Annotated in this window: 18 protein-coding genes; 14 read left to right on the top strand and 4 right to left on the bottom strand. The window is 42.4% G+C overall.

Features of this window, described 5'->3' with window-relative positions:
- The first annotated feature begins 37 nt into the window (after positions 1 to 37).
- From WJP93_RS08090 to WJP93_RS08070, 5 genes are all read left to right on the top strand, one after another.
- The gene (locus WJP93_RS08090; protein ID WP_337547690.1) at positions 38 to 1,147 is read left to right on the top strand and encodes a helix-turn-helix transcriptional regulator; all 1,110 of its coding nucleotides are present in this window, start codon (positions 38 to 40) and stop codon (positions 1,145 to 1,147) included.
- 72 nt (positions 1,148 to 1,219) lie between these two features.
- The gene (locus WJP93_RS08085) at positions 1,220 to 2,941 is read left to right on the top strand and encodes an ABC transporter ATP-binding protein (RefSeq protein ID WP_337547688.1); all 1,722 of its coding nucleotides are present in this window, start codon (positions 1,220 to 1,222) and stop codon (positions 2,939 to 2,941) included.
- 317 nt (positions 2,942 to 3,258) lie between these two features.
- Positions 3,259 to 3,774 (top strand): isochorismatase family cysteine hydrolase, encoded by a 516-nt coding sequence (locus tag WJP93_RS08080; protein ID WP_337547686.1) that lies wholly within the window; start codon positions 3,259 to 3,261, stop codon positions 3,772 to 3,774.
- A 37-nt stretch (positions 3,775 to 3,811) separates the two neighbouring features.
- A complete protein-coding gene (locus WJP93_RS08075) occupies positions 3,812 to 4,360 on the top strand; it encodes a Uma2 family endonuclease (RefSeq protein ID WP_066557156.1) in 549 nt (182 codons plus the stop codon).
- 64 nt (positions 4,361 to 4,424) lie between these two features.
- On the top strand, positions 4,425 to 5,981 hold the full coding sequence (locus WJP93_RS08070) for a carboxylesterase family protein (protein WP_337547684.1): 1,557 nt from the start codon (positions 4,425 to 4,427) through the stop codon (positions 5,979 to 5,981).
- Positions 5,982 to 6,036: 55 nt separating this feature from the next.
- Here WJP93_RS08070 and WJP93_RS08065 read toward each other — a convergent pair whose 3' ends face one another.
- Positions 6,037 to 7,101, bottom strand: coding sequence for an NUDIX domain-containing protein (locus tag WJP93_RS08065; protein WP_337547683.1), 1,065 nt, complete (start codon positions 7,099 to 7,101; stop codon positions 6,037 to 6,039).
- A gap of 221 nt (positions 7,102 to 7,322) precedes the next feature.
- On the opposite strand from WJP93_RS08065, the gene WJP93_RS08060 reads away from it, so the two are divergent.
- The 4 genes from WJP93_RS08060 to WJP93_RS08045 all read left to right on the top strand — a co-directional run bounded on the left by WJP93_RS08060 (position 7,323) and on the right by WJP93_RS08045 (position 10,271).
- Positions 7,323 to 7,526, top strand: a complete 204-nt coding sequence (locus WJP93_RS08060) for a hypothetical protein (RefSeq protein WP_227101422.1) — start codon at positions 7,323 to 7,325, stop codon at positions 7,524 to 7,526.
- A gap of 136 nt (positions 7,527 to 7,662) precedes the next feature.
- Positions 7,663 to 8,124 carry a CBS domain-containing protein gene (locus WJP93_RS08055; RefSeq protein ID WP_118611962.1) on the top strand — a complete coding sequence of 154 codons (462 nt, stop codon included), beginning with the start codon at positions 7,663 to 7,665 and terminating at the stop codon, positions 8,122 to 8,124.
- Positions 8,121 to 9,125 (top strand): asparaginase, encoded by a 1,005-nt coding sequence (locus WJP93_RS08050; protein ID WP_337547681.1) that lies wholly within the window; start codon positions 8,121 to 8,123, stop codon positions 9,123 to 9,125. The genes WJP93_RS08055 and WJP93_RS08050 overlap by 4 nt, the downstream gene beginning before the upstream one ends.
- Before the next feature lie 84 nt (positions 9,126 to 9,209).
- Positions 9,210 to 10,271: a phosphotransferase gene (locus tag WJP93_RS08045; RefSeq protein ID WP_337547680.1), complete on the top strand. Its 1,062-nt coding sequence runs from the start codon at positions 9,210 to 9,212 to the stop codon at positions 10,269 to 10,271.
- A gap of 7 nt (positions 10,272 to 10,278) precedes the next feature.
- Here WJP93_RS08045 and WJP93_RS08040 read toward each other — a convergent pair whose 3' ends face one another.
- Positions 10,279 to 12,261, bottom strand: a complete 1,983-nt coding sequence (locus tag WJP93_RS08040; RefSeq protein WP_337547679.1) for an LTA synthase family protein — start codon at positions 12,259 to 12,261, stop codon at positions 10,279 to 10,281.
- Positions 12,262 to 12,449: 188 nt separating this feature from the next.
- Here WJP93_RS08040 and WJP93_RS08035 point away from each other — a divergent pair, with 188 nt between their 5' ends.
- Positions 12,450 to 14,171: a phospho-sugar mutase gene (locus WJP93_RS08035; protein WP_337547677.1), complete on the top strand. Its 1,722-nt coding sequence runs from the start codon at positions 12,450 to 12,452 to the stop codon at positions 14,169 to 14,171.
- A gap of 63 nt (positions 14,172 to 14,234) precedes the next feature.
- On the opposite strand, the gene rpiB is transcribed toward WJP93_RS08035, so the two are convergent.
- Together rpiB and WJP93_RS08025 are read right to left on the bottom strand one after the other, a co-directional pair.
- On the bottom strand, positions 14,235 to 14,681 hold the full coding sequence (rpiB, locus tag WJP93_RS08030) for a ribose 5-phosphate isomerase B (RefSeq protein ID WP_066557137.1): 447 nt from the start codon (positions 14,679 to 14,681) through the stop codon (positions 14,235 to 14,237).
- Positions 14,682 to 14,736: 55 nt separating this feature from the next.
- Positions 14,737 to 15,243 (bottom strand): DUF402 domain-containing protein, encoded by a 507-nt coding sequence (locus tag WJP93_RS08025; RefSeq protein ID WP_066557134.1) that lies wholly within the window; start codon positions 15,241 to 15,243, stop codon positions 14,737 to 14,739.
- A gap of 158 nt (positions 15,244 to 15,401) precedes the next feature.
- Between WJP93_RS08025 and WJP93_RS08020 the strand changes: the two genes are divergently transcribed.
- From WJP93_RS08020 to guaA, 4 genes are all read left to right on the top strand, one after another.
- Positions 15,402 to 16,181: a YwmB family TATA-box binding protein gene (locus WJP93_RS08020; RefSeq protein ID WP_262537868.1), complete on the top strand. Its 780-nt coding sequence runs from the start codon at positions 15,402 to 15,404 to the stop codon at positions 16,179 to 16,181.
- A 69-nt stretch (positions 16,182 to 16,250) separates the two neighbouring features.
- Positions 16,251 to 16,775, top strand: coding sequence for a hypothetical protein (locus WJP93_RS08015; RefSeq protein ID WP_227101405.1), 525 nt, complete (start codon positions 16,251 to 16,253; stop codon positions 16,773 to 16,775).
- 106 nt (positions 16,776 to 16,881) lie between these two features.
- The gene (locus tag WJP93_RS08010; protein WP_337547671.1) at positions 16,882 to 19,443 is read left to right on the top strand and encodes a hypothetical protein; all 2,562 of its coding nucleotides are present in this window, start codon (positions 16,882 to 16,884) and stop codon (positions 19,441 to 19,443) included.
- 199 nt (positions 19,444 to 19,642) lie between these two features.
- Positions 19,643 to 21,180 (top strand): glutamine-hydrolyzing GMP synthase (gene guaA, locus WJP93_RS08005; RefSeq protein ID WP_337547669.1); only part of this gene is annotated, 1,538 nt, incomplete at its 3' end.

Here is a 21,180-nt window from a genome sequence, read left to right as displayed (position 1 = left end):
GAGACAAGAAAGGAAAGACGCAGAGGAGGAGAATAGGATGAGCAACAGCAATGGAGTCCGAAATGGAACTGAGAAGAATCCATATACGAGTAGTCCATATACAAAAATCGGGGAGCGAATTGGACAGCTTCGCAAGCAGGCAGGCTTAAAACAGGAGGAGCTTGGGCGCGCCGTGGGCGTAACCACGCAGGCAGTATCGCGATGGGAGTGCGGTGGCGCGCCGGACATTGAGCTTCTTCCAGCGATTGCTGATACGCTTCATGTATCAGTGGATGAGTTGTTTGGAAGAACACCAGTGGCACAGACGAATATAAAGGAGCTGTTTGACCGCACCTTGTATAGCTATCCGAAAAAAGACCGCATGAAGGCGGCGTGTGATCTGATGTGGAACATCCAAAAGGCGGTGCTTCGGTGCGAGGATTCAAATATAGACAGCGTTGCTGTGTCCAATATTCTTGATGCGGCAACTCAAAAGAACCAGAGAAAAACGACACAAAGTCAAGATGTGCAAAGCCAAAATAATGATCATGACGAGCACAATGAGCATAAAAAGAAGGCATACAGCACAGCAGAGGACTCGGATGCTAGTATTTCCACCAGTGGTCTTTATATTGAGACGGACAGCGGCTATATGAGCTATGGTTTTAACAACCTCGACTACATATTTTTGCTCTCACAGCCAGAGAACGGGTTTGAGTCGGTAATCAAGGATGCCGATTCGCTGCGCAGACTGTTTTCCTTACTCGTTAAGCCATATTGTCTGGAGGTCGTTGCGGCGTTGTATGCGAAAAAGCCAAACGAAAATGTCACAGGGCGTCTCTTAGCAAAGGAATTAAATGCCCCAGAGACAGAGGTCATTGCTGTACTCGATGAGTTGTGCAAGTATCATCTGATTCGTAATCTTGAGATTACCGATACAAATGGAAAAATGCACATTTATTCGTATGAAAACAGTGCCGAGTGGGTGGCATTTCTCACCTTTGCAAGTATGCTTATGTATACAGAAAATGAGGCAAGACTGGCAGTCAATATGAGAAAACAATCTGCCTTTTCGGCACCAATTGGAAGCAAAAATCCGTTTGCATCGTGGAATGAGCGCAAGGATGATAATGAGCGCATTAACTTGTACCAGGCAGGAGACGAATGAAAAAAATGAATAGTTCAAAAGCAAATGGCAGAAATTGAATTGTCAAAAATCAGGTAGTGGGAGAAAAATAAAATGAAAACAAAGCAAAACAAAAAGAAAAGCAGGGAATTTACACACCAATTATACTATAAAAATAGAATAAAATTCATCGTAACCATCATCTTAACGATTGCTATGAGCTCAATAAATCTGATGATCTCATGGCTGATTCAGCAGATCATGGACAGCATGGCAAATCAAAATATGCAGTCTGTTGTGCGATGTGCATGGATTGCAGCGAGTGTTGTTATTGCGTATACAGTAGCGAATGCAGTTTATCGAGCAGTATATCCAAGATTTTTACAACGAGCCATGCAACAGTACCGCGATTATGCGTTTTCGCGGCTGACACAGAAAAGTTTGCGCTCTTTTTCAAAAGAGGGAACTGCACTTTATGTTTCGGCGTTGACAAATGATTGCACCTCAATCGAGAACAACTATTTGGCTGCAACATTCATCCTGATTGAGCTTCTCTTTTGCTTTTTGGGTGCATTGATCATGATGCTTTATTACAGTCCGGTTATGTTAGTTCTTGCAGTTGCTTTGTCATTTCTGCCAGTGGCTGTATCCATGACGGCAGGAAATCGCCTGACAGAGCAGGAAAAGGAAATTTCTAAAAAAAATGAGCGTTTTGTTTCAATTGTGAATGAGCTTCTGTCTGGCTTTCCAGTCATCAAAAGCTTTCGTGCAGAGACACAGGCAAGTCGTTTATTTTCGCAGCGAAATGAGCAGGCAGAGGAGGCAAAGAAAAATAAGCGCCGTACCGAGCAGCTGATATCACTTCTGGCAAATGATGCGGGAATCATTGCCCAGATGGGAATTTTTCTGGCAGGTGCATGGCTTGCAATTAGCAGCAAAGGAGTAACAGCTGGTGTTGTAATCGTATTTGTCCAGCTGATGAATTATGTTTTAAACCCAATTAGTCAGGTTCCGCTTCTGTGGTCAAACAGAAAGGCTGCGATTGCACTGATGGAGAAATTGTCAGATGCATTATCAGAGAACGTGCGCGAAGAAGGAAGAGAAAAGCTTAATGGTTTTTCAGAAAAGATCGAAGTGAAGGATCTGACGTATGGATATGAGCCAGAGAGTCCTGTGTTAAAAGATCTGGATGTTCAGTTTGACGCAGGAAAGAGCTATGCAATTGTAGGAGGATCAGGAAGTGGAAAATCGACGCTTTTGAATCTTCTGATGGGAAGCAGCAGTAACTATCAGGGCGAGATTTGCATAGATGGTGTTTCAATTAAAAATATTGAAAGCGAATCGCTCTATCAGCTGATGACATCAGTGCAGCAAAATGTCTTTGTTTTTAATGATACCATAAGAAACAATGTCACTATGTTTCATGAATTTCCAGATAAAGAAGTCACATTAGCATTGGAGCGCTCCGGCTTGTCGGAGTTTATCGAAAAGCACGGCGAAGAATTTGTCTGCGGCGAAAATGGCGCGAATCTGTCAGGCGGTGAGCGTCAGCGAATCAGCATTGCAAGAGCGCTTCTTAGAAAATCACCAATACTTCTGGTTGACGAGGCAACTGCCGCACTTGATGCCGCCACTGCAAGAGCAGTCAGCTTTTCTATACTGAATCTGGTTGGAATGACAAGAATCGTCGTAACGCATCGCCTAGAGGAAGCGATTCTTCGCCGCTATGATAAAATCCTTGTCATGAAGAATGGAACAATCTGCGAGCAGGGAAATTTCGATACGCTTATGCAGCAAAAAGGACAATTTTATTCCCTGTTTCAGATTGCGCACTGAAGATAAATAACTCTTGGTGTTACTGTTCATGGATAAGCCAATATTTCGGCAGAGCCCGAAGGTGAATGGATTTCACGAGCCGGACACTTGGAGCAGGTCTTTCAAAGTAATGTATGATAAGAAAGAACATAAAAGGAACCTGCGGAGTTTGGTCCGGCGACGAAACCATTACACCGAAGGGCTTTCGTAGCATGACGCATGAACTGTAACCTTTTGGTTAAAATGTCAAATTCTCAGTTGCTCTCTTGCAATATCCTCCCAAATGGAATATTATAAAATCAGTGAAATTATGAGCAAAGAAGGGAGAACAAAGAGGCATGGAAGTTCTTGTAGTTGTAGATATGCAAAACGATTTTATTGATGGGTCACTTGGCACTAAGGAGGCCGTTTCAATTGTGCCAAAGGTGGCAGATAAGATTAAGAACTTTAAGGGATTGGTTCTTGCAACAAGAGATACACATGAAGAAAATTACTTGAGTACGCAGGAAGGAACTAATCTTCCAGTGCAGCATTGCATCCGTGATACGAGAGGATGGGAGCTGAATGACGAGATCGCGTCACTGATCGATGGAAATCCGATTGACAAGCCTACCTTTGGAAGTGTGGAACTCGGAAAACGTCTTGTGGCACTTAATGAGCAGATGGGAGTTGACAAGATCATATTTGTGGGACTTTGCACCGATATCTGTGTCATTTCCAATGCAATGTTAGTAAAGGCATTTTTGCCGGAGGTTCCGATTGAAGTAGATGCATCATGCTGTGCAGGTGTGACACCGCAGAGCCATGAGCGTGCGCTTCGGGCAATGGAGAGTTGTCAGATCACAATTGTATAGTGGTGAGTAAATGGAATAGGAAAAGGAGGTAGCGAGAATGGCATTGCCAAAGGAAGAAATTAAAACAATAGCTGATATTGAAGCGTTACCAGAGGGAACGCGCGCGGAACTAATCGACGGACGACTTTTTCTGGATACGGCACCAACAGTAACTCATCAAGCCATTGTCAATTTTTTAGTAACGGAGATCAACATTTATATTCGCTCTAAGGGCGGTAAATGCCGAGTTTTCCCATCTCCATTTGATGTGCAGCTTTCAGCCGATGATATTTACAACCTTGTTCAGCCAGATATATCCGTGATTTGTGATCGCGATAAATTAAGTAATGGAAAGCGCTGTATAGGTGCACCGGACTGGGTAATCGAGGTGGTGTCTCCATCCACAAAAGCGCAGGACTATATTATTAAAAGGGGTAAGTATCAGGCAGCTGGTGTTCGTGAATATTGGATTGTCGATCCGAGCAAAAAGAGAGTATCCATGTGCAATTTTGAAACACCAGATTATGAAGATTGTAATTTTAACGAATCTGCGAAAGTGGGCATTTATCCAGATTTGGTAATCAATTTTGCAGAAATGGATATATAAGCGCGGATGATGCAACAAACGATAGAGGAATCGTAATAGTATTCTATATGGGAGGAAAAAAGAAATGGAAAAAGAATTTGTATTCAAAAAAGGAAGTGTTGTCGTAGAGACAAATAAGGGAAAGGTACGTGGCTATGCCTACAATGGAGTGTCTGTGTTTAAGGGCATTCCGTATGCAAAGGCGAAGCGTTTCCATGCGCCAGAGCCGCTTGAAGCATGGGAAGGTGAGCTTGATGCAACAAGCTTTGGCTATGTGTGTCCGCTTCTTGAGATGCCAAAGCCAGCAGGAGAGGTGTTTGTACCGCATCGCTACTGGGTTATGGATGAGGATTGTTTGAATCTGAATATTTGGACACCATCATGTGATGAAAAAAAGCGCCCTGTTCTAGTATGGTTTCATGGCGGCGGCTTTGAAGCTGGCTCTTCAATTGAGCACATCGCGTATGAGGGCGAAAACATGAGCCGCAGAGGTGATGCAGTTGTTGTATCAATCAATCACCGCTTAAATGTGCTCGGATATTTTGATTTGTCTGCATTTGGATTAGAGTATGCCAATTCAGGAAATGCCGGAATGGATGATATCATTGCGTCACTAAAATGGGTGCAGGAAAATATTGAGAAATTTGGCGGAGATCCAAAGAACGTCACAGTATTTGGTCAGTCAGGCGGCGGTGCAAAGGTGACAACGCTTCTTCAGATGCCGGCAGCAGATGGACTTTTTGCAAAGGGCATTAACATGAGTGGTGTAATCAATGATTTGATGCCAAAACGTGGACAGAGCGGAAAAGAAATTGCAGAGGCTGTTATGGAAGAACTTGGCGTAAGCAGTGTAAAAGAACTTGAAAAGGTACCATATGCACAGCTTGCAGCTGCTTATTTAAAGGTGCGTCCAACATTTCAGGCACAGGGAAAATATAGCGGCGGAGCCCCGATCCCGAATGAATTTTATGTGGGCGATCCAAGCGATGTAGGTTTTCGTAAGGAAAGCAGTAATGTTGCACTTATGGTTGGAAGTGTATTTGGCGAGTTCTTCACATTTGCACCGATGCCATTTGACAGAAACCATATGACAAAAGAAGAAGGTGAAAAGGTCGTTGAAAAGGTAATGGGAGAAAAGGCAGCAGCAGAGCTTCTTCCACTTTTTGAAAAGGCATATCCGACACATAATCCTGTTGATCTGACTGTGCTTGACACCATTGTTCGTGTCCCGCTTCTTGACTATGTAAAAGAGCGCAGCAAAATGAACGCACAGACATATTCATATATGTTTGATCTTGAACTGCCGCTTGATGGCGGCTGGGTTCCGTGGCATTGTGCAGATATCCCGTATGTCTTTGCAAACACATCATTCACGCCATATACACAGGAAGCAGGCGTTACAGAGCGCGTCGAGACAGAGATTTTTGACAGTGTTATGTCATTTGCGCGCACAGGTGATCCAAACAACAGCGCAATCCCGAATTGGCCGGCGTGCACACCAGATCATATCTATACACTCGTGACATCAAAAAATACGCGTGTTGAGTGTAATTATGATGATGAGCTTATGAAGGTTATTCCAAAGTATCGTCCTACTGATTTGCGCAACCATAGCGAAGAAGAGGGACAGATTCAGCATTGATCGGTTCTAGGGTATAAGATATAAGAAAAGGCAGGTCGTAATGACCTGCCTTATATTATTTTTCCAGCGCATTTTTAAGTATCAGAAGTTCATCATAGTACAGGCAGTACCCTGGTGCATCATTTTTAACATCTTCCATCAGTTGATTCAGATCAAACCATTTTACTGACTGGATTTCTGACTCCTGCAGCACAAGATCTTTGATTTTCACAGGCTTTGTGTAAAGATACAGCGTGCTAAATTCATGGTTGTGAAATGGTTTTCCATAAAAGATGCTGTGGCTGTTTCCTTCATGTGTGCCAATAGGAATAAGATCGCCAGGTGAAGCCTTGATTCCAAGTTCTTCTGAGAGTTCACGAATCGCAGAATCAAGGACAGAGCTTCCTGCTGGAACATGACCGGCTGACGAGATGTCATAGCAGTCCGGGAAAGAATCCTTGTCGTGGCTTCGTTTTTGGAGAAGCAATTCATAGGCAGGCTTATTTTGTGAAGTGTCGGCTTGTGTGTCAGAAGCGATTTTATTATTTGCTTTAACAGGCCGCACAATCCACACATGACCTGTTCTGTGCGGCGTATCAAGAAGATGGCACAAAGAACGCTCCCTTGTCAGTCCTGTCGGTACACCGTTTTCATCTAGGATATCGAAAAGCTCAAGCTTTTTGCCATTTAGATTTGCGTCAATAAGGCGGTGCTCATTTACCTGATCATAAGTGAGTTTCAATGAAAAGAATGGTGCATCTTCCAGCAACAGCTTAAAAAAGATAAGATCCCCTTCAAACAAATTTAGCGTCAGCAATTTATTCTTTGGAACCCACTTAAGCTCGCCTTCATTGCAGGAAGTCATTTCGCCTTCAAAGCCATCAGCCGTATAGAGGCAGACATATTCGCATATATCGCGGTAAACAAATGTCAGAATACCGCGCATTTTGTAGGAAGTCAGTGTGAGTCCGGTTTCTTCCTTAACTTCGCGCAGCAGACACTCATCAGGACTTTCATTTTCTTCAAAGTGACCGCCAACACCAATCCACATATCTTTATTAAAATCATGTTCCTTTTTTGTGCGATGCAGCATCAGATAATGATCGTCGCGCTCTAAATAGCAAAGTGTAGTAAATTCCATAGCATTTTGTCCTTTCAACCTGTGTTTCATTTATCGTAGCACAGATCACAAGATACAGCAATAAGAGTGTCGAAATACGCGATTGAAATTAGTTGAAGATTTTGTCGAAACCTAGTAGGATAAAACTGCACGAAAAGTGCAGAATTGTTGAACGAGGAAACTGCGAAAGACTAGAAAAGTGAAAGAATACTTTACGCGAATGAATAATGAAGGGAGAAACCATGACGCAGGATGAAAAAATATATAAAGAAGCAGCAAAGGCGCTGATAGGATATTACTCATGGCATATGGATGAGCTCTTAGAGCTTTACAATGCGATGGGACAAACGCATGAGAAGGATTTGTCTAAGCTTCATCTTAAGATAGAGGGCGATGGCGCATATATCTGGATGGATGGACTTCATACTTATTTCATCAAACTGTAAGATTACGGTAATGGAAATTTCCTCACAGTTGTGGTAGAATAAAAAAAAAGCAGATGGGAAACCGGACTGCATTCATGGAAAATAGTGGCATACAAAAAAACTGTTATGCGACATTTCAGAACTGTGAGGAAGCAAAATGAATTTAATGACATTATTAAAACCAAAGGGAGAGATTGAGTATCTTCACAAGGAGGATACGCTGCGTCAGGGACTTGAGCGTATGAGAATATATGGCTACACTGCGTTGCCGGTTATCGATGAGGATGGCTGTTATGCCGGATCGGTAAACGAGGGCGATTTTTTATGGTATATGTTAACGTATCACAAATGTGACATGCAGGAGCTGGAGAGCTTTCAAATCAAAGAGATTATCCGTAAGGACTGGATGCCGCCAGTATATGTGTATGCGACAATAGATGAGATGATTGAGCGTGCATCCAATCAAAATTATGTACCAGTTGTAGATGATCGCAATGTTTTCATTGGCATCATTACAAGACGTGATATTATTAACGCATTCCGTCGCCAGCAGGATCAGCAGGCAAATCAAAATGAGGGAATAAAGGTACAAACAGAAAGGATAATGCATGTGGTATGAGAAAGATATTACTTATTGGAACGGGCGGAACAATCGCTTGCGGACACAGTGAGGATGGATTAAAACCGCTTCTTACGCCAGAGCAGCTTCTGTCGTATGTGCAGGATTCAAAGGATTTTTGTGAAACGGACACTATTCAACTGATGAATCTTGACAGTACAAACATCGAACCAAAGCATTGGCTTGCTATGGCAGCCTGCATTGAAGCACATTATGATGAGTATGATGGTTTTGTCATTTGTCATGGAACGGACACGATGGCATTTACGGCAGCAGCACTCTCTTATCTGATTCAGCATTCACCAAAGCCGATTGTTATTACAGGAGCACAGCATCCAATAGACTTAGAGGATACTGATGCGAGAGTAAATCTTATGGATAGTCTCAGGTTTGCAGCAAGCGAAAAGGCACATGATGTATGTGTTGTATTTGATGGGAAAATTATTGCCGGAACACGTGCAAAGAAGGAGCACAGCAAGAGCTATAATGCATTTGCAAGTGTCAATTATCCATATCTTGGCATGATTAGTGACGGACGTGTTCTTTTGTATTTTGAAGAGCCAAAAGAGATGGGACCGGTACAGTTTTATCATGATATGACTGCATCAGTAGGATTAGTTAAGTTGGTGCCGTCTATGCCTGCTGATATTCTTGATTATGTGGCAGGACGATGTGATGCTGTAATCATCGAGGCATATGGTGTCGGTGGTCTTCCTGTTTACGAGCATGGAAGCTTTTTCGATGTGGTACATAAGTGGACACGTGAGGGAAAGGTGTTTGTAATGGCTACACAGGTTGCCAGAGAAGGCAGCAATCTTGCTGTATATGAGGTTGGAAAGAAGGTAAAGGAAGAGGCAGGTGTCATGGAGGCATATGATATGACACTAGAAGCTGTTCTGACAAAGCTTATGTGGATTTTGCCGCAGACAAAGGACGCAGGACAGGTGAAGAGACTGCTAGGACAATGCATTAACAGAGATATTCTTTGGACGCGCAAATAAAAATGATCTGGCATGATATTACCTTATGTTTCATAGGATAGCATAGGCGGTCCGGGAGACAGCCGGAAAGGCGTAGGTAATTCTATGAATGATTGGGGAATGTCGGTACTTAGTCAGTATCCTGTGACAGTTCGTACAACGCGAAAGGTACGGGGCGCACTTTTATGTGATACAAAAGAAGGACTGTATCTGCTTTCAGAATACCGTGGAAAACAAGCACGGTTAGAGGCAGAGGCGGCCCTTCTTTTATATCTGGCGGAAAATGGAATGGTGCACACAGACCAGATCATAAAAAATGAGAAGGAAGAACTGCTCTCTAAAAATGAAGAAGGCACAGGTTATGTGTTAAAAATGTGGTATCCATGGCCAGAATGCAGTGTAAGCAGTATTGGTGATCTCGTACAGGCTGTGAATAGTCTTGCGCGGCTGCATGTTTCTATGAGGCGTATGCCAAAGCATCTGCTCATAAAACAGGAGAAAGTGCAGTCTGAAGAAAGCAAACAGGATATGACAGAAGGCAATGCTGTCACAAATACACATAAAGAAAGGCAGAGTCTGGCCTGTCAATATGAAAAGCACAATCGTGAGCTTCGCCGTGTGCGTGCCTATCTGCATCGTAAAAAGAAAAAATCAGTGCTTGAGCAGTTTATCCAAAAAAGCCTTGATGAAATGTATAATCAGGCAGACATTGCAGTGCGTGCAATGATGGACGGCGGACTTTATGAGGTGGAGGAACAGGCGAAAAAAGAAGGCCATCTGATACATGGCGCGTATCATCAGCACAATGTACTTATTGGTCAGGGGCAGACGGCAGCAGTAAATTTTGAGCAGTTTCGTGTGGGCTGCCAGATTTGTGATCTGTATCAGTTTATTAGAAAAATCATGGAAAAGCATAACTGGAATCAGGAGCTTGGAATGAGGCTGATTCGCGAATATAACAGAGTCCAAAACATGTCACAAAAAGAAATAAGCCTATTAGGATTTATGATTGCATACCCGGAAAAATATTGGAAACAGGTAAATTTCTATTTTAATAACAGCAAATCGTGGATTTCTGAGAAGAATATCGAGAAAATAAAAAAGGCAGTGGAACAAAATAGTGTACGCACTGCCTTTGCTGATTGTCTGCTGCAGAAGCAGCTGTAAAAGTTAATTATTGGTCAAACATGCGATAATACTGAAGAATCTCATAATTATCAAGCCATGTTTTTTCTTCGCCAGTGGCTTCCTTTAAATAGTGACATGTACCGTCGGTGTCTACATAGCCAACTGCATTGACGACAGGAAGCACTTCTGACATCTGTGAGAGGAAGCTTTGATATTTTGTAAGGCCAAGACCGGCAACCTTGGCAACTTTTGTAGAAAGATAATTGGCACTAATTGCAAGATTACTTTCCTCCTCGATATCATAATTTGCCCAGATAAAGAAAGGAACCTGCTGACGCTTTTGCTGTTCTTCGAGCGTCTGGTTATTGATATCAAGGCCATTCTCTTCGTAGATTGGTTCGACAACATAATCGTTTGGCTGATGATCACCGAAGAAGACAACAATTGTTTTCTTGTCAGAAGCAGAAAGCTCAGTAAGCAGATATTTAACTGCGTCATCAGTGTATTTCATCAGGGAAAGATAGTTGTTTAAATACTTGGTGCTCTTTGTATTTTTAAACTTAGCCTCAATAGACGGAGTGAAGTTATCATACGGCGTGCCATAACTGCTGTGATTTTGCATTGTTACATTAAAGATAAAGGCAGGATCGGTGCTTTGATTTAAGACATCAAGAACTTCTTCAAAGTCGGCCTGATCGCTGACATATTTTCGAAGCTGTTCGCCGTGATGATAATTTTTCAAGGAAAGAAACTGTCCAAAGCCCATCTTTTCATAAACAGAGCTTCGATTCCAGCCAGAGGCATTGTACGGATGCATAGCAGTTGTGCTGTAGCCTAATTCCTTCATGTGTGAAACAATTGACAGAGCATACTTATTTAAATACTGCTGATAAGGAATGCTTCCGCTTGGAAGAAATGCCATCGAATCTCCTGTCAGATATTCAAACTCTGAATTTGCCGTGTTGCCGCCAAGAACAGATACATAAAGATGACCGCTTATGGTGTTTGGAGCGCCGTCAAGCAGACTTCGAATATATGGCATAAAGTCTTCGTTGCAGGAAAAGTCACCAAGTACAGTAGGATCAGAGAAACATTCATCCATAATGACAACGATGTTTGGAAGATCATCGGCAGTAGAAGAAGTTTCAGTCTGCTCATCAAGAAGCGATTTAGCATATTCTTTGCTGTAGCCGTTTGGCTCATCAATTCTAAGATAGCGGCTGTCCATCAAAAAGGCAACGAAAAAGCCATTTGTCTTAAACATATATTTTGGAGTAAAGAGCGTGTTGTCAAGGCTTGTATAATCCGCAATGTCAGGCTGATATAAAAAGTGGACATAGCAAGCAGACGGAATGATTAAAACGCAGCAAAGTGCCAGACGAATCAGTCCGCGAATTGTCTTTTTAGCGCTTAGAGCCGGGAAATGAATATTACATTTTCCGGCAAGTATTATACATCCTAAAAAACCAGCTGCCAGCTGAGCAACAAGATATGTGATGCTGAAGGTATAATTGTTTGCAACAGTGGCTGCAGTTCCAACTGAGAGCAGATCCCATGGCAGAATCGGTGAGGAGCGAAACAAAATGACAAAATAGTTTGCCAGACCGACAATCATGGTAAAGATAAGCAGAATATCAAGTGAGATTTTTGTTGATCCGCTTACGAAGAAGAAAAACAAAAAGAACAAATAGTAAAAGACAAGATTTAATAAAACAGCGTCAATCTCCATCGTTTCCCAGACAACATGTGTCATAGACTCCAGTAAAAAGAATGCGGCTGTCGGAAGAATAATAGTGATGACAGTCTTTACAACTGGATGCAGAGAAATTGGAAGCACGTAGATGACCATAGAGACAATGGCAATGGCAATCAGAATTAATAGATTAGGCAGGGAGAAACCATTAAAAAAGCAGGCCATTCCAATGCATATGGCAAAAAGTGCCAGAAAAACAAAAAAGCCTGCTTTCTGTCGGAGCGACCAGTTAGACAAGCTTTGTTTATCTTTGGAAGAATGTAAAAAAGTCTTCATAATACATGTCACCTTTCTTTAAATATTGTATTTCGCTTCGTTAGTATAACACAAGATTTCGGTAAAGAATAGGAGTATTTTGTGAAAAATCTTTGAAAAAAGATTCCATTTTTTTGTTTTATCTAGTATACTTAGGGTAAAAGAAAGCAGTGTCCTTTAAAAAAGTGACACGGAAAGGCATGGTTTTTATGGATTATCAGGCATTGTATGATGAGTGGCTGACAAGCCCGTGTTTTGACGAGGCAACAAAGGCTGAGTTAAGAGGAATTTCAGAAGAGGAGAAAAAGGATCGTTTCTATACGGAGCTGGAATTTGGTACAGCTGGTCTTCGCGGCGTGATTGGAGCTGGATTAAACCGTATGAATATTTATACAGTTCGCAAGGCAACACAGGGACTTGCTAATTATATTATCAAGGCAGGAGAGCAGAAGAAAGGTGTTGCAATCGCATACGACTCCCGTCGTATGTCTCCAGAATTTGCCAAGGAAGCAGCACTTTGTCTGGCTGCAAATGGCATTAAAGCATATCTGTTTGAATCTCTTCGCCCGACACCAGAGCTTTCATTTGCTGTAAGAAAGCTTGGATGTATCGCAGGAATCAATATTACTGCATCTCACAATCCGCCGGAATATAATGGATATAAGGTATATTGGGAGGACGGCGCACAGATTACACCGCCGCATGACAAGGGAATCATGGCAGAGGTAAAGGCAATCACAGATTTCTCCACCTTAAAGACGATGCAGGAAGATAATGCACGCGTGGCAAATCTGTTTGAGATTATTGGCGGTGCAATTGATGACGCATATATTGCAGAGTTAAAGAAGCAGGTAAAGAATCAGGATGCCATTGACGAAATGCAGGATCAGCTGACAATCGTTTATACACCTCTTCACGGAACAGGAAATGTACCGGCAAGACGTGTATTAAAGGAGCTTGGCTTTACTCATGTTTATGTAGTTCCAGAGCAGGAGCTTCCAGATGGAGAGTTCCCGACTGTAAGCTATCCAAATCCAGAGGCAGCAGAAGCATTTGAACTGGCACTTGCACTTGCAAAGGAGAAAAACGCAGATCTTGTTTTGGCAACAGATCCGGATGCAGACCGTCTTGGCGTATATGTAAAGGATGCAAAGACTGGCGAGTATCATTCTCTGACAGGAAATATGTCTGGATGTTTGCTTGCTGAGTATACAATCAGCCAGATTAAGGAAAAGAAAGGACTGCCAGAGGATGGAGCTCTTATTAAGACAATCGTTACAACGAATCTTGCAGATGCAATCGCAAAGTCTTATGGAATCCGCCTGATTGAGTGTCTGACTGGATTTAAGTACATCGGACAGCAGATTCTTGGTTTTGAGCAGAGTGGTAAGGGAACATATCTGTTTGGATTTGAGGAGAGCTATGGATGTCTTATTGGAACACATGCAAGAGATAAAGATGCTATTGTTGCGACTATGGCACTGTGCGAGGCTGCTGCTTATTATAAGAAGCAGGGAAAGACACTGTGGGATCAGATGCTTGCAATTTATGACAAGTATGGCTATTATAAGGACAGTGTAAAGTCTGTTACCATGAAGGGTATTGAGGGTCTGGCAAAGATCGCTCAGACTATGGAAAACTTACGTGCAAATGCACCAGAGAATATCGGACCGTACAAGGTACTGCAGGCAAGAGATTACAAGTTAGATACCTGCAAAAACATGGAGACAGGAGAGGTAACACCAACTGGACTGCCGCAGTCAAATGTACTGTATTATGATCTTGAGGACGGCGCATGGCTGTGTGTAAGACCATCAGGAACTGAGCCGAAGATCAAGCTGTATTACGGTGTAAAGGGAAGCAGCATGGAAGATGCTGAAAATAGAAGCGCTGAGCTTGGAAAATATGCAGAAGCACTTTTAGGATCATAATATAGGATAATAAAAGAAAAAGCCGCTTGCTCATCTTTTGATGGGTAAGCGGCTTTTTTATGATTAATTTTCAGATGGATCTCTGTTTTCAATCAGATTGATGCGTCTTATGTGGCGCTCATCGTTAGAAAATGGTGTATTTAAGAATGTGTCAGTAATCTTTACAGCAAGTCCAGGACCAACAACGCGTCCGCCCATACAAAGGATATTGGCATCATTGTGAAGTCTTGTGGCTTCAGCGCAGAAGCAGTCAGTACACAGTGCAGCGCGGATGCCAGGAACCTTATTTGCTGCGATGGAAATACCGATACCTGTTCCGCAGATTAAAATACCCTTGTCACATTCACCGTGTGTAATGGCATCTGTTACTTTGCGTGCATAAATAGGATAATCCACTGAGCTGTTGTCGTAGCAGCCAAAATCCTTAAATGGCAGATTATTTTCCTCTAGGTATTTGATAATCTCCTGCTTTAATTCGTAACCGCCGTGGTCGCATCCAAGTGCTATCATAATATGATTCTCCTTTGATCTTTGTGTTAAATTTTACCCCCAAGGGCATGTTTTGTTACGCTTTTTGCTGCGATGATTCATACTCAGCAATCTGATTCATAAGTGGCTCTGTCAGTGATTCAAAACGGTCTCTGTAAATTGCCTGAAGCAGATCATCGAGTTGTCTGAGTGCGCAGCTCATACGCTGTGAAGAGAGAAGTCCGCGCTCAAAGGCATCTGCCAGCTCATCAAGATCTACTACGCGAGTGTTTCCGTCTGGCTTGACTATCACATCTGCCAACAGATCAGTAAAGACATAAGTGTCGCTGTCCTTTTCGTAGTTTGTCTCAATGATGTCACAATACCAATACATGAAATCGTGACTGTGCGAATAAAATCGGCTGATCTTAAAACCACGGTCTAAAAAGTAACATGAATAGCCGTATGCAAGATCAGACTTTGGATGAAGCGTCTTCCAGAATGTAATGATTTTTTTATCATCGTGATATAGGATTTCATCATTAGTTAGCAGTATTGATTCAAGTGGTATCAGACGGTTTCGGTAGAGCGTTGGCTTAGACATAGAATCCCTCCTAATCAAAAAGTGGCTAAAATAGGCACTTTTTTCTTAGTATAGCAAAGATGACATAGAATGGCAACACGCAAATTTTGCAAAAGATTAATGTGTATAAAGTTTTTTTAATAGGAAATACTTTCCAATAGGAGCAGAAAGGAGGCAATATGTACCGTATATTGACAGGGCTTTGCTGTGCAGTGTGGTGCGCAGTGATTGCGGTGGAAGCGTTTGGACTGAATAAAAGGCAGGAAATGGCGCTAGACAGCTTTGAGATGGCATCTTGTTTTAATGACGAATTTACAGATGATGTGACGGCACAGATTCGCCTTTATGGTACTGGTCCTGCATTAACGTCAGAAGAAGAGATTACAGAATACCTTGAGGGTGCGGCGGCCGTCTGTCAAATTTACAGTGGATATGGGATTATAAAAAAGAAGGAAACGTATGGATGTATATGGGAGCTTGAAGGTGCAAATGAAGATTTTTCCTGGAGCCTGCAATACTTAAGAAAAAATAATGACGAAGATACAAATGAAAATCAGACGGCAATAAAAAATGACAATATGTGCGAAGGGCTGATCAGCTGGCGGTTTGCGGGAGACTGGTCAGAAGAAATGCAAAGGATATATGAGAAAAAAGAACGACTGGAAAAATACAGCCAGAGCCAATCAAAACTATGTTTAGAGCTTATAGGAAGCTGGCCGCAGTTAATGACAAAAGAACAGATAGATGAATGTGCTAAAAAGATGATAAATAAAGCAGGCGCATCGCTTGTAAGTGCAAAAGGACAGGACAATCTGCAGCTATACTATGGATATGGGGAAAAATTAGGAGAAGTGATACGGTTTCAAAACGAAAGATCAAATATCAATCTGCTGTACCGTGTAAATGGCGAGAAAACAATATGTATTCTCGGTTTTCCAACGGTACAGTGGGATGATTAGTTAAGGCGTGGAACACTTGAATTTAATGCGGCATAAAATAAAAGTAAATCCGTCTGAAAGGATTTTGCTATGATATGGAGCAGTCACAGCCAGTACGGGCTGTATCATCAGTCATCACGCTTTCGGCCGCAGACCCCACAGGATGCATTGATCGCCCAAAGGCTTGAGGAGGCAGCAGATGAGATTCAAACGCAGTACTGGAAAAGCCTCTATCCGGAAAAAATAAAAAAGATACAGCAGGAAATTGAACATACTTGTGATGAGCTTGATTATGCAGGAAGCTTTATTTATGATGAATATCCAGATAAAATAAATCTTAATCGAACAGGACGTCAAATCTGTGAGCGTCTTAGAAAAAATGAGGAGTTTAGAGAAATACCGATAGAGGATCTATTTGAGGCAAGCGGACACGATGCATTTATGCCGCCACCGCCGCCACCATTTGGGCCACCGCCGCCACCATTTGGTCCTCCTCAGGGGCCACCGCCGCCTAGGCCGCCAAGACAGCAAAGCTGGCTGGAAGATATAGTAAGTGTACTTTTATATCAGGAGATTGCAAGGCGAAGGTGCAGACGATGCAGAGGACGATATTGATGTTAACGGCAGTACAAAAAAAGACTTGTGATTTTACTAGATTGCAAGTAAAATAAAGCCATAACAATACCCTGTTAATAGGGAAAAAGAAAGGTATGGTTTTGATTTGAAAAAGCTAATTCGAAGGATTCTGCTGCTGATTTTTATTTTTGCAGCTGCATTTGGCAGCTTTGTAGTATATCAGCAGTATACACAGAAAACACAGCAGACAGACAGCTACGAAACGATGCAGTCAGGCACACTTGCCGCTGTAAGGCTTAAGTATCTTACAGATAACAGCAATATTCTTCGTGGTTATACACAAAAGATGGATGTTTCCACGATGAGGGGCTGTATTACGCCCCTGTCGCAGGAACATAAACTGTCCATTCAGATCGATCAGGCGGAGAATGTCGGTCAGGTTTCATATGAAGTCAGAGGCCTTGATGGCACACGTCTTGTAGAGGATGGTGTGATAAGCGGATGGGAAACGGATGGCAGCACTATGAAGACACAGCTGCAGCTTTCTAATCTGGTAGATGATGGCAATGAATATCAATTTGTTTTATGTGTCAGTCAGAAGGAAAAACCTGTCTATTATTATAGCAGAATTATTTATCTGATAGATGAACATACAGAAAACCTCGTTGGTTTTGCACATGATTTCTGGCAGGCATCAATTGACAAAAACAGTGATTTTGTCGTCAATTACATACAGCCAGATGAGACGATGGGAACAGATGATTTCAGCTACGTGAATCAGCATTCAAGAAGTGGTATGATCACATGGAATGGTCTTTTAGTTGAGGCTGGAACAGTAGAGACAACGCTTACGGAGTTAAGCGACAGTCAGGCAAGTGTTACATTGACATATCCTGTAACAATAAGTAACGGCACAGACAGCAAAACATGTATGGTGAATGAAAATTATGTTGTGCGTTTTAGAAATGATGTGCTTTATCTTCTTGATTTTGAACGCCATGTAAAAGAGCAGTTTTCGGTAGCAGCACCAGTGTATGCAAAGGGGGCACTGCAGCTTGGCATTACAGATGAGGAAGTATCCAAGATGGCATCAGATGATGAAAATATTCAGGCATACGTGTATGACGGACAGCTGTTTGCATCAAATGAAAAAGATAATTCATTAAGTCTTATATACACATATCAGGATGGAGCTGAGGATAAATCATTTTTAGATGGGTACAAGCTGCAGCCAATTCGTGTTGAAAACAGTGGTGATATTTATTTTATGGCATATGGTTATCACAGCAGAGGAAATCATGAGGGACAGGTTGGCGTCAGCTTCCTTCATTATAAATGTGAGACAGCCTGTATTGATGAAATCTTCTATATTCCAGTTACATTCTCGGAAGAGATCCTTATGAAAAATATGGGAACGCTTGCCTATGTCAATAATGAGTCTGATTTGATGTACCTTTTGTATCAGAGTACTGTGTATTCTATCGATTTAAGCAGTGGAGAGAAGGCACAGCTTGCTAAGGCATCAAGTGCAGGAAGCTTTTACTCCAATAAATCAAGCAGCCTTATTGCCTGGGAGGAGGGCGATGAGGGATATGCAGGCATGATTAGAATTGCCGATCTAAGCACTGGAGAAACGTATCGTATAGATGCAGGAGAAGGTGAGTTTGTTCAGATTCAGGGCTTTTTGGGCAATGATCTGGTGTATGGCACGGGAAGAAAGAGTGATGTGCTGACACAGGCCGGACAGGTAGTGCATAAGCCTATGTATGAACTGGCAATACTTTCATTTGATGAAGACATGACACAGTCTGGTGCATATCAGATGGATGGATATTATATAGAAGGAACACAAATTTTGGAGAATCAGCTAAACATTTATCGTCTTACGAAGAACAATGCGTCTGGAAGCTATGAAGAAGCGGCTGATGATCAGATGTTTTTCAATAATCGAAGCGATAAAAAGGTTACAAGCTTAACAAAGAGCAAAATTGCAGATGATTTCCAGAAGGTGTGGTCTATTAGTATTCCTCTCGATACAGAAAAGGTGCAGACAAATGGAACACTTTGCAAGATTCGTGATGCAGCTGCCTCATATCAGTTGAACTTGGATGATGGTGATCAGGGGCATCTTTACTATGTATATGCCAAGGGACGCTTACAGCAGATTGACAGTGTGCTTGCAGATGCTATTGACACCGCATATGATCAGATGGGAGTAGTGGTAGATGATAGGGCAAGCTATGTTTGGACAAGAGGAACTAGAGCGCTGAGTAAAAATCTGACATTTGAAGAACAGCAGGCAAAAAACGCAGAAGATGGCTTAAGGGCATGCTTAGAGATTCTTATTTCGGCTGAAGGCGGAAATGCATCTTTAGTAGAAGCACTTTTGAATGAGAAGACGGCTGTTGAGGATATTATGACTCAGGCAATAGAGGCTGAAAACACAAAAGATACGTCAAAAAGTGTAAGCGGCCGTGCAGAAAATCTAAGAGGCAGCAGTGTAACACAGATTTTATATTATATCAACGAAAATCATCTGGTGCTTGCAGTTACTGGAGACAGCAGTGCGCTATTGCTTACAGGCTATGACACAAAAAATGTAAGTGTGTATGATCCCGTTACATCAGAGACTACTACGATGGCAATTGCTGATGCACAAGAATATTTTGAGACATATGACTGTGCATTCTTTGCATGGATAAAATAAGGAAAGTAAGTTATGTTTTGTAGGAATTTTTCCTAAAAAAGTGGCTGATTGCGCTCTACTGTTATAAAAATTTTGCATTGCACAAAACAGTCACACTCTGTATAATAAAAAAGAAAAAGTATGAAGCAATGTTTGCCCGCCAGAAAGCATAGTGCATCGAGGATGAGAGCAGACGATAACAAAAGCAGGAGGAATTGCAATGGAGAAGGAGTCGGTTATTGTATTAGACTTTGGTGGTCAGTATAATCAGCTGATTGCACGCCGCGTGCGCGAGTGCAACGTATACTGTGAGGTAAAGCCTTACACGATGAGCCTGGAAGAGATCAAAAAAATAAATCCTAAGGGAATCATCTTTACTGGTGGTCCAAACAGCGTTTATGATGAAAAGTCACCACATTATGACAAAGCCATTTTTGAATTGGGTATTCCGATTCTTGGTATTTGCTATGGTTCACAGTTAATGGCATGGAGTCTTGGCGGAACTGTAGAGACAGCACCGACAAGTGAGTATGGACATACAGAGGTGGAGGTTGACACAGATGACGCTTTATTTGAAGGCGTATCAAAGACAACTGTTTGCTGGATGAGCCACACTGATTACATTGCAAAGGCACCGCAAGGTTTTCGTGTGACTGCGCATACACCTGTATGCCCGGTAGCCGCAATGTCCTGCCCAGAGAGAAAGCTTTATGCAACACAGTTCCATCCGGAAGTTATGCATACAGCAGAGGGTATGAAGATGCTCTCAAACTTCGTATACAAGGTTTGTGGATGTCACGGAGATTGGAAAATGTCATCCTTTGTAGAGACAACAATCGCACAGCTTCGTGAGCGTATCGGTAATGGCAAGGTTCTTTGTGCATTATCTGGCGGAGTAGATTCATCTGTTGCAGCCGTACTTCTTTCTAAGGCAATTGGCAAACAGCTGACTTGTGTATTTGTAGATCATGGCCTGCTTCGTAAAAATGAGGGTGATGAGGTTGAGGCTGTATTTGGACCAAACGGCTCATATGAGTTAAACTTTATTCGTGTCAATGCACAGCAGCGCTATTATGAGAAGTTAAAGGGCGTTACAGAGCCAGAGGCAAAGAGAAAGATTATCGGTGAGGAGTTCATTCGCGTATTCGAGGAAGAGGCAAGAAAGATCGGTGCTGTCGATTATCTGGTACAGGGAACCATCTACCCGGATGTTATCGAGTCTGGTCTTGGAAAGTCAGCTGTTATTAAGTCTCACCACAACGTAGGAGGACTTCCAGACGTAGTTGATTTCAAGGAGATCGTAGAGCCGCTTCGTATGCTGTTTAAGGATGAGGTTCGTAAGGTAGGATTAGAGCTAGGCATTCCGGACTATCTTGTATATCGTCAGCCATTCCCGGGCCCGGGTCTTGGAATCCGTATTATCGGAGAGGTAACAGAGGAGAAGGTAAAGATCGTTCAGGAGGCTGATTATATCTACCGTGAGGAGATTGCAAAGGCAGGTTTGGATAAGGGTCTTGGTCAGTATTTTGCAGCGCTCACCAACATGAGAAGTGTTGGTGTTATGGGTGATTTCCGTACCTACGATTACGCAATTGCGCTTCGCGCTGTAAATACTTCAGATTTCATGACTGCTGACGCAGCGCAGCTTCCGTGGGAAGTACTTGGAAAGGTAACAAACCGTATCGTTAATGAGGTAAAGGGTGTAAACCGCGTAATGTACGACTGCACAGGAAAGCCGCCGGCAACAATAGAATTTGA

It is taken from the genome of Anthropogastromicrobium sp., from assembly GCF_037349415.1.
Classification (GTDB): domain Bacteria; phylum Bacillota; class Clostridia; order Lachnospirales; family Lachnospiraceae; genus Anthropogastromicrobium; species Anthropogastromicrobium aceti.
Note: the sequence above shows the minus strand (reverse complement) of the source record. Positions and strands in the feature narration are given on the sequence as shown.

What these genes read in the sequence shown, in the direction of transcription:
- WJP93_RS08085 (WP_337547688.1), top strand. Translation starts at nt 1,220, where the DNA reads ATGAAAACAAAGCAAAACAAAAAGAAAAGCAGGGAATTTACACACCAA.
- WJP93_RS08075 (WP_066557156.1), top strand. Translation starts at nt 3,812, where the DNA reads ATGGCATTGCCAAAGGAAGAAATTAAAACAATAGCTGATATTGAAGCG.
- WJP93_RS08060 (WP_227101422.1), top strand. Translation starts at nt 7,323, where the DNA reads ATGACGCAGGATGAAAAAATATATAAAGAAGCAGCAAAGGCGCTGATA.
- WJP93_RS08015 (WP_227101405.1), top strand. Translation starts at nt 16,251, where the DNA reads ATGATATGGAGCAGTCACAGCCAGTACGGGCTGTATCATCAGTCATCA.
- WJP93_RS08055 (WP_118611962.1), top strand. Translation starts at nt 7,663, where the DNA reads ATGAATTTAATGACATTATTAAAACCAAAGGGAGAGATTGAGTATCTT.
- WJP93_RS08050 (WP_337547681.1), top strand. Translation starts at nt 8,121, where the DNA reads ATGAGAAAGATATTACTTATTGGAACGGGCGGAACAATCGCTTGCGGA.
- WJP93_RS08080 (WP_337547686.1), top strand. Translation starts at nt 3,259, where the DNA reads ATGGAAGTTCTTGTAGTTGTAGATATGCAAAACGATTTTATTGATGGG.
- rpiB (WP_066557137.1), bottom strand. Translation starts at nt 14,681, where the DNA reads ATGATAGCACTTGGATGCGACCACGGCGGTTACGAATTAAAGCAGGAG.
- WJP93_RS08045 (WP_337547680.1), top strand. Translation starts at nt 9,210, where the DNA reads ATGAATGATTGGGGAATGTCGGTACTTAGTCAGTATCCTGTGACAGTT.
- WJP93_RS08040 (WP_337547679.1), bottom strand. Translation starts at nt 12,261, where the DNA reads ATGAAGACTTTTTTACATTCTTCCAAAGATAAACAAAGCTTGTCTAAC.
- WJP93_RS08070 (WP_337547684.1), top strand. Translation starts at nt 4,425, where the DNA reads ATGGAAAAAGAATTTGTATTCAAAAAAGGAAGTGTTGTCGTAGAGACA.
- WJP93_RS08020 (WP_262537868.1), top strand. Translation starts at nt 15,402, where the DNA reads ATGTACCGTATATTGACAGGGCTTTGCTGTGCAGTGTGGTGCGCAGTG.
- WJP93_RS08025 (WP_066557134.1), bottom strand. Translation starts at nt 15,243, where the DNA reads ATGTCTAAGCCAACGCTCTACCGAAACCGTCTGATACCACTTGAATCA.
- WJP93_RS08090 (WP_337547690.1), top strand. Translation starts at nt 38, where the DNA reads ATGAGCAACAGCAATGGAGTCCGAAATGGAACTGAGAAGAATCCATAT.
- WJP93_RS08035 (WP_337547677.1), top strand. Translation starts at nt 12,450, where the DNA reads ATGGATTATCAGGCATTGTATGATGAGTGGCTGACAAGCCCGTGTTTT.
- WJP93_RS08065 (WP_337547683.1), bottom strand. Translation starts at nt 7,101, where the DNA reads ATGGAATTTACTACACTTTGCTATTTAGAGCGCGACGATCATTATCTG.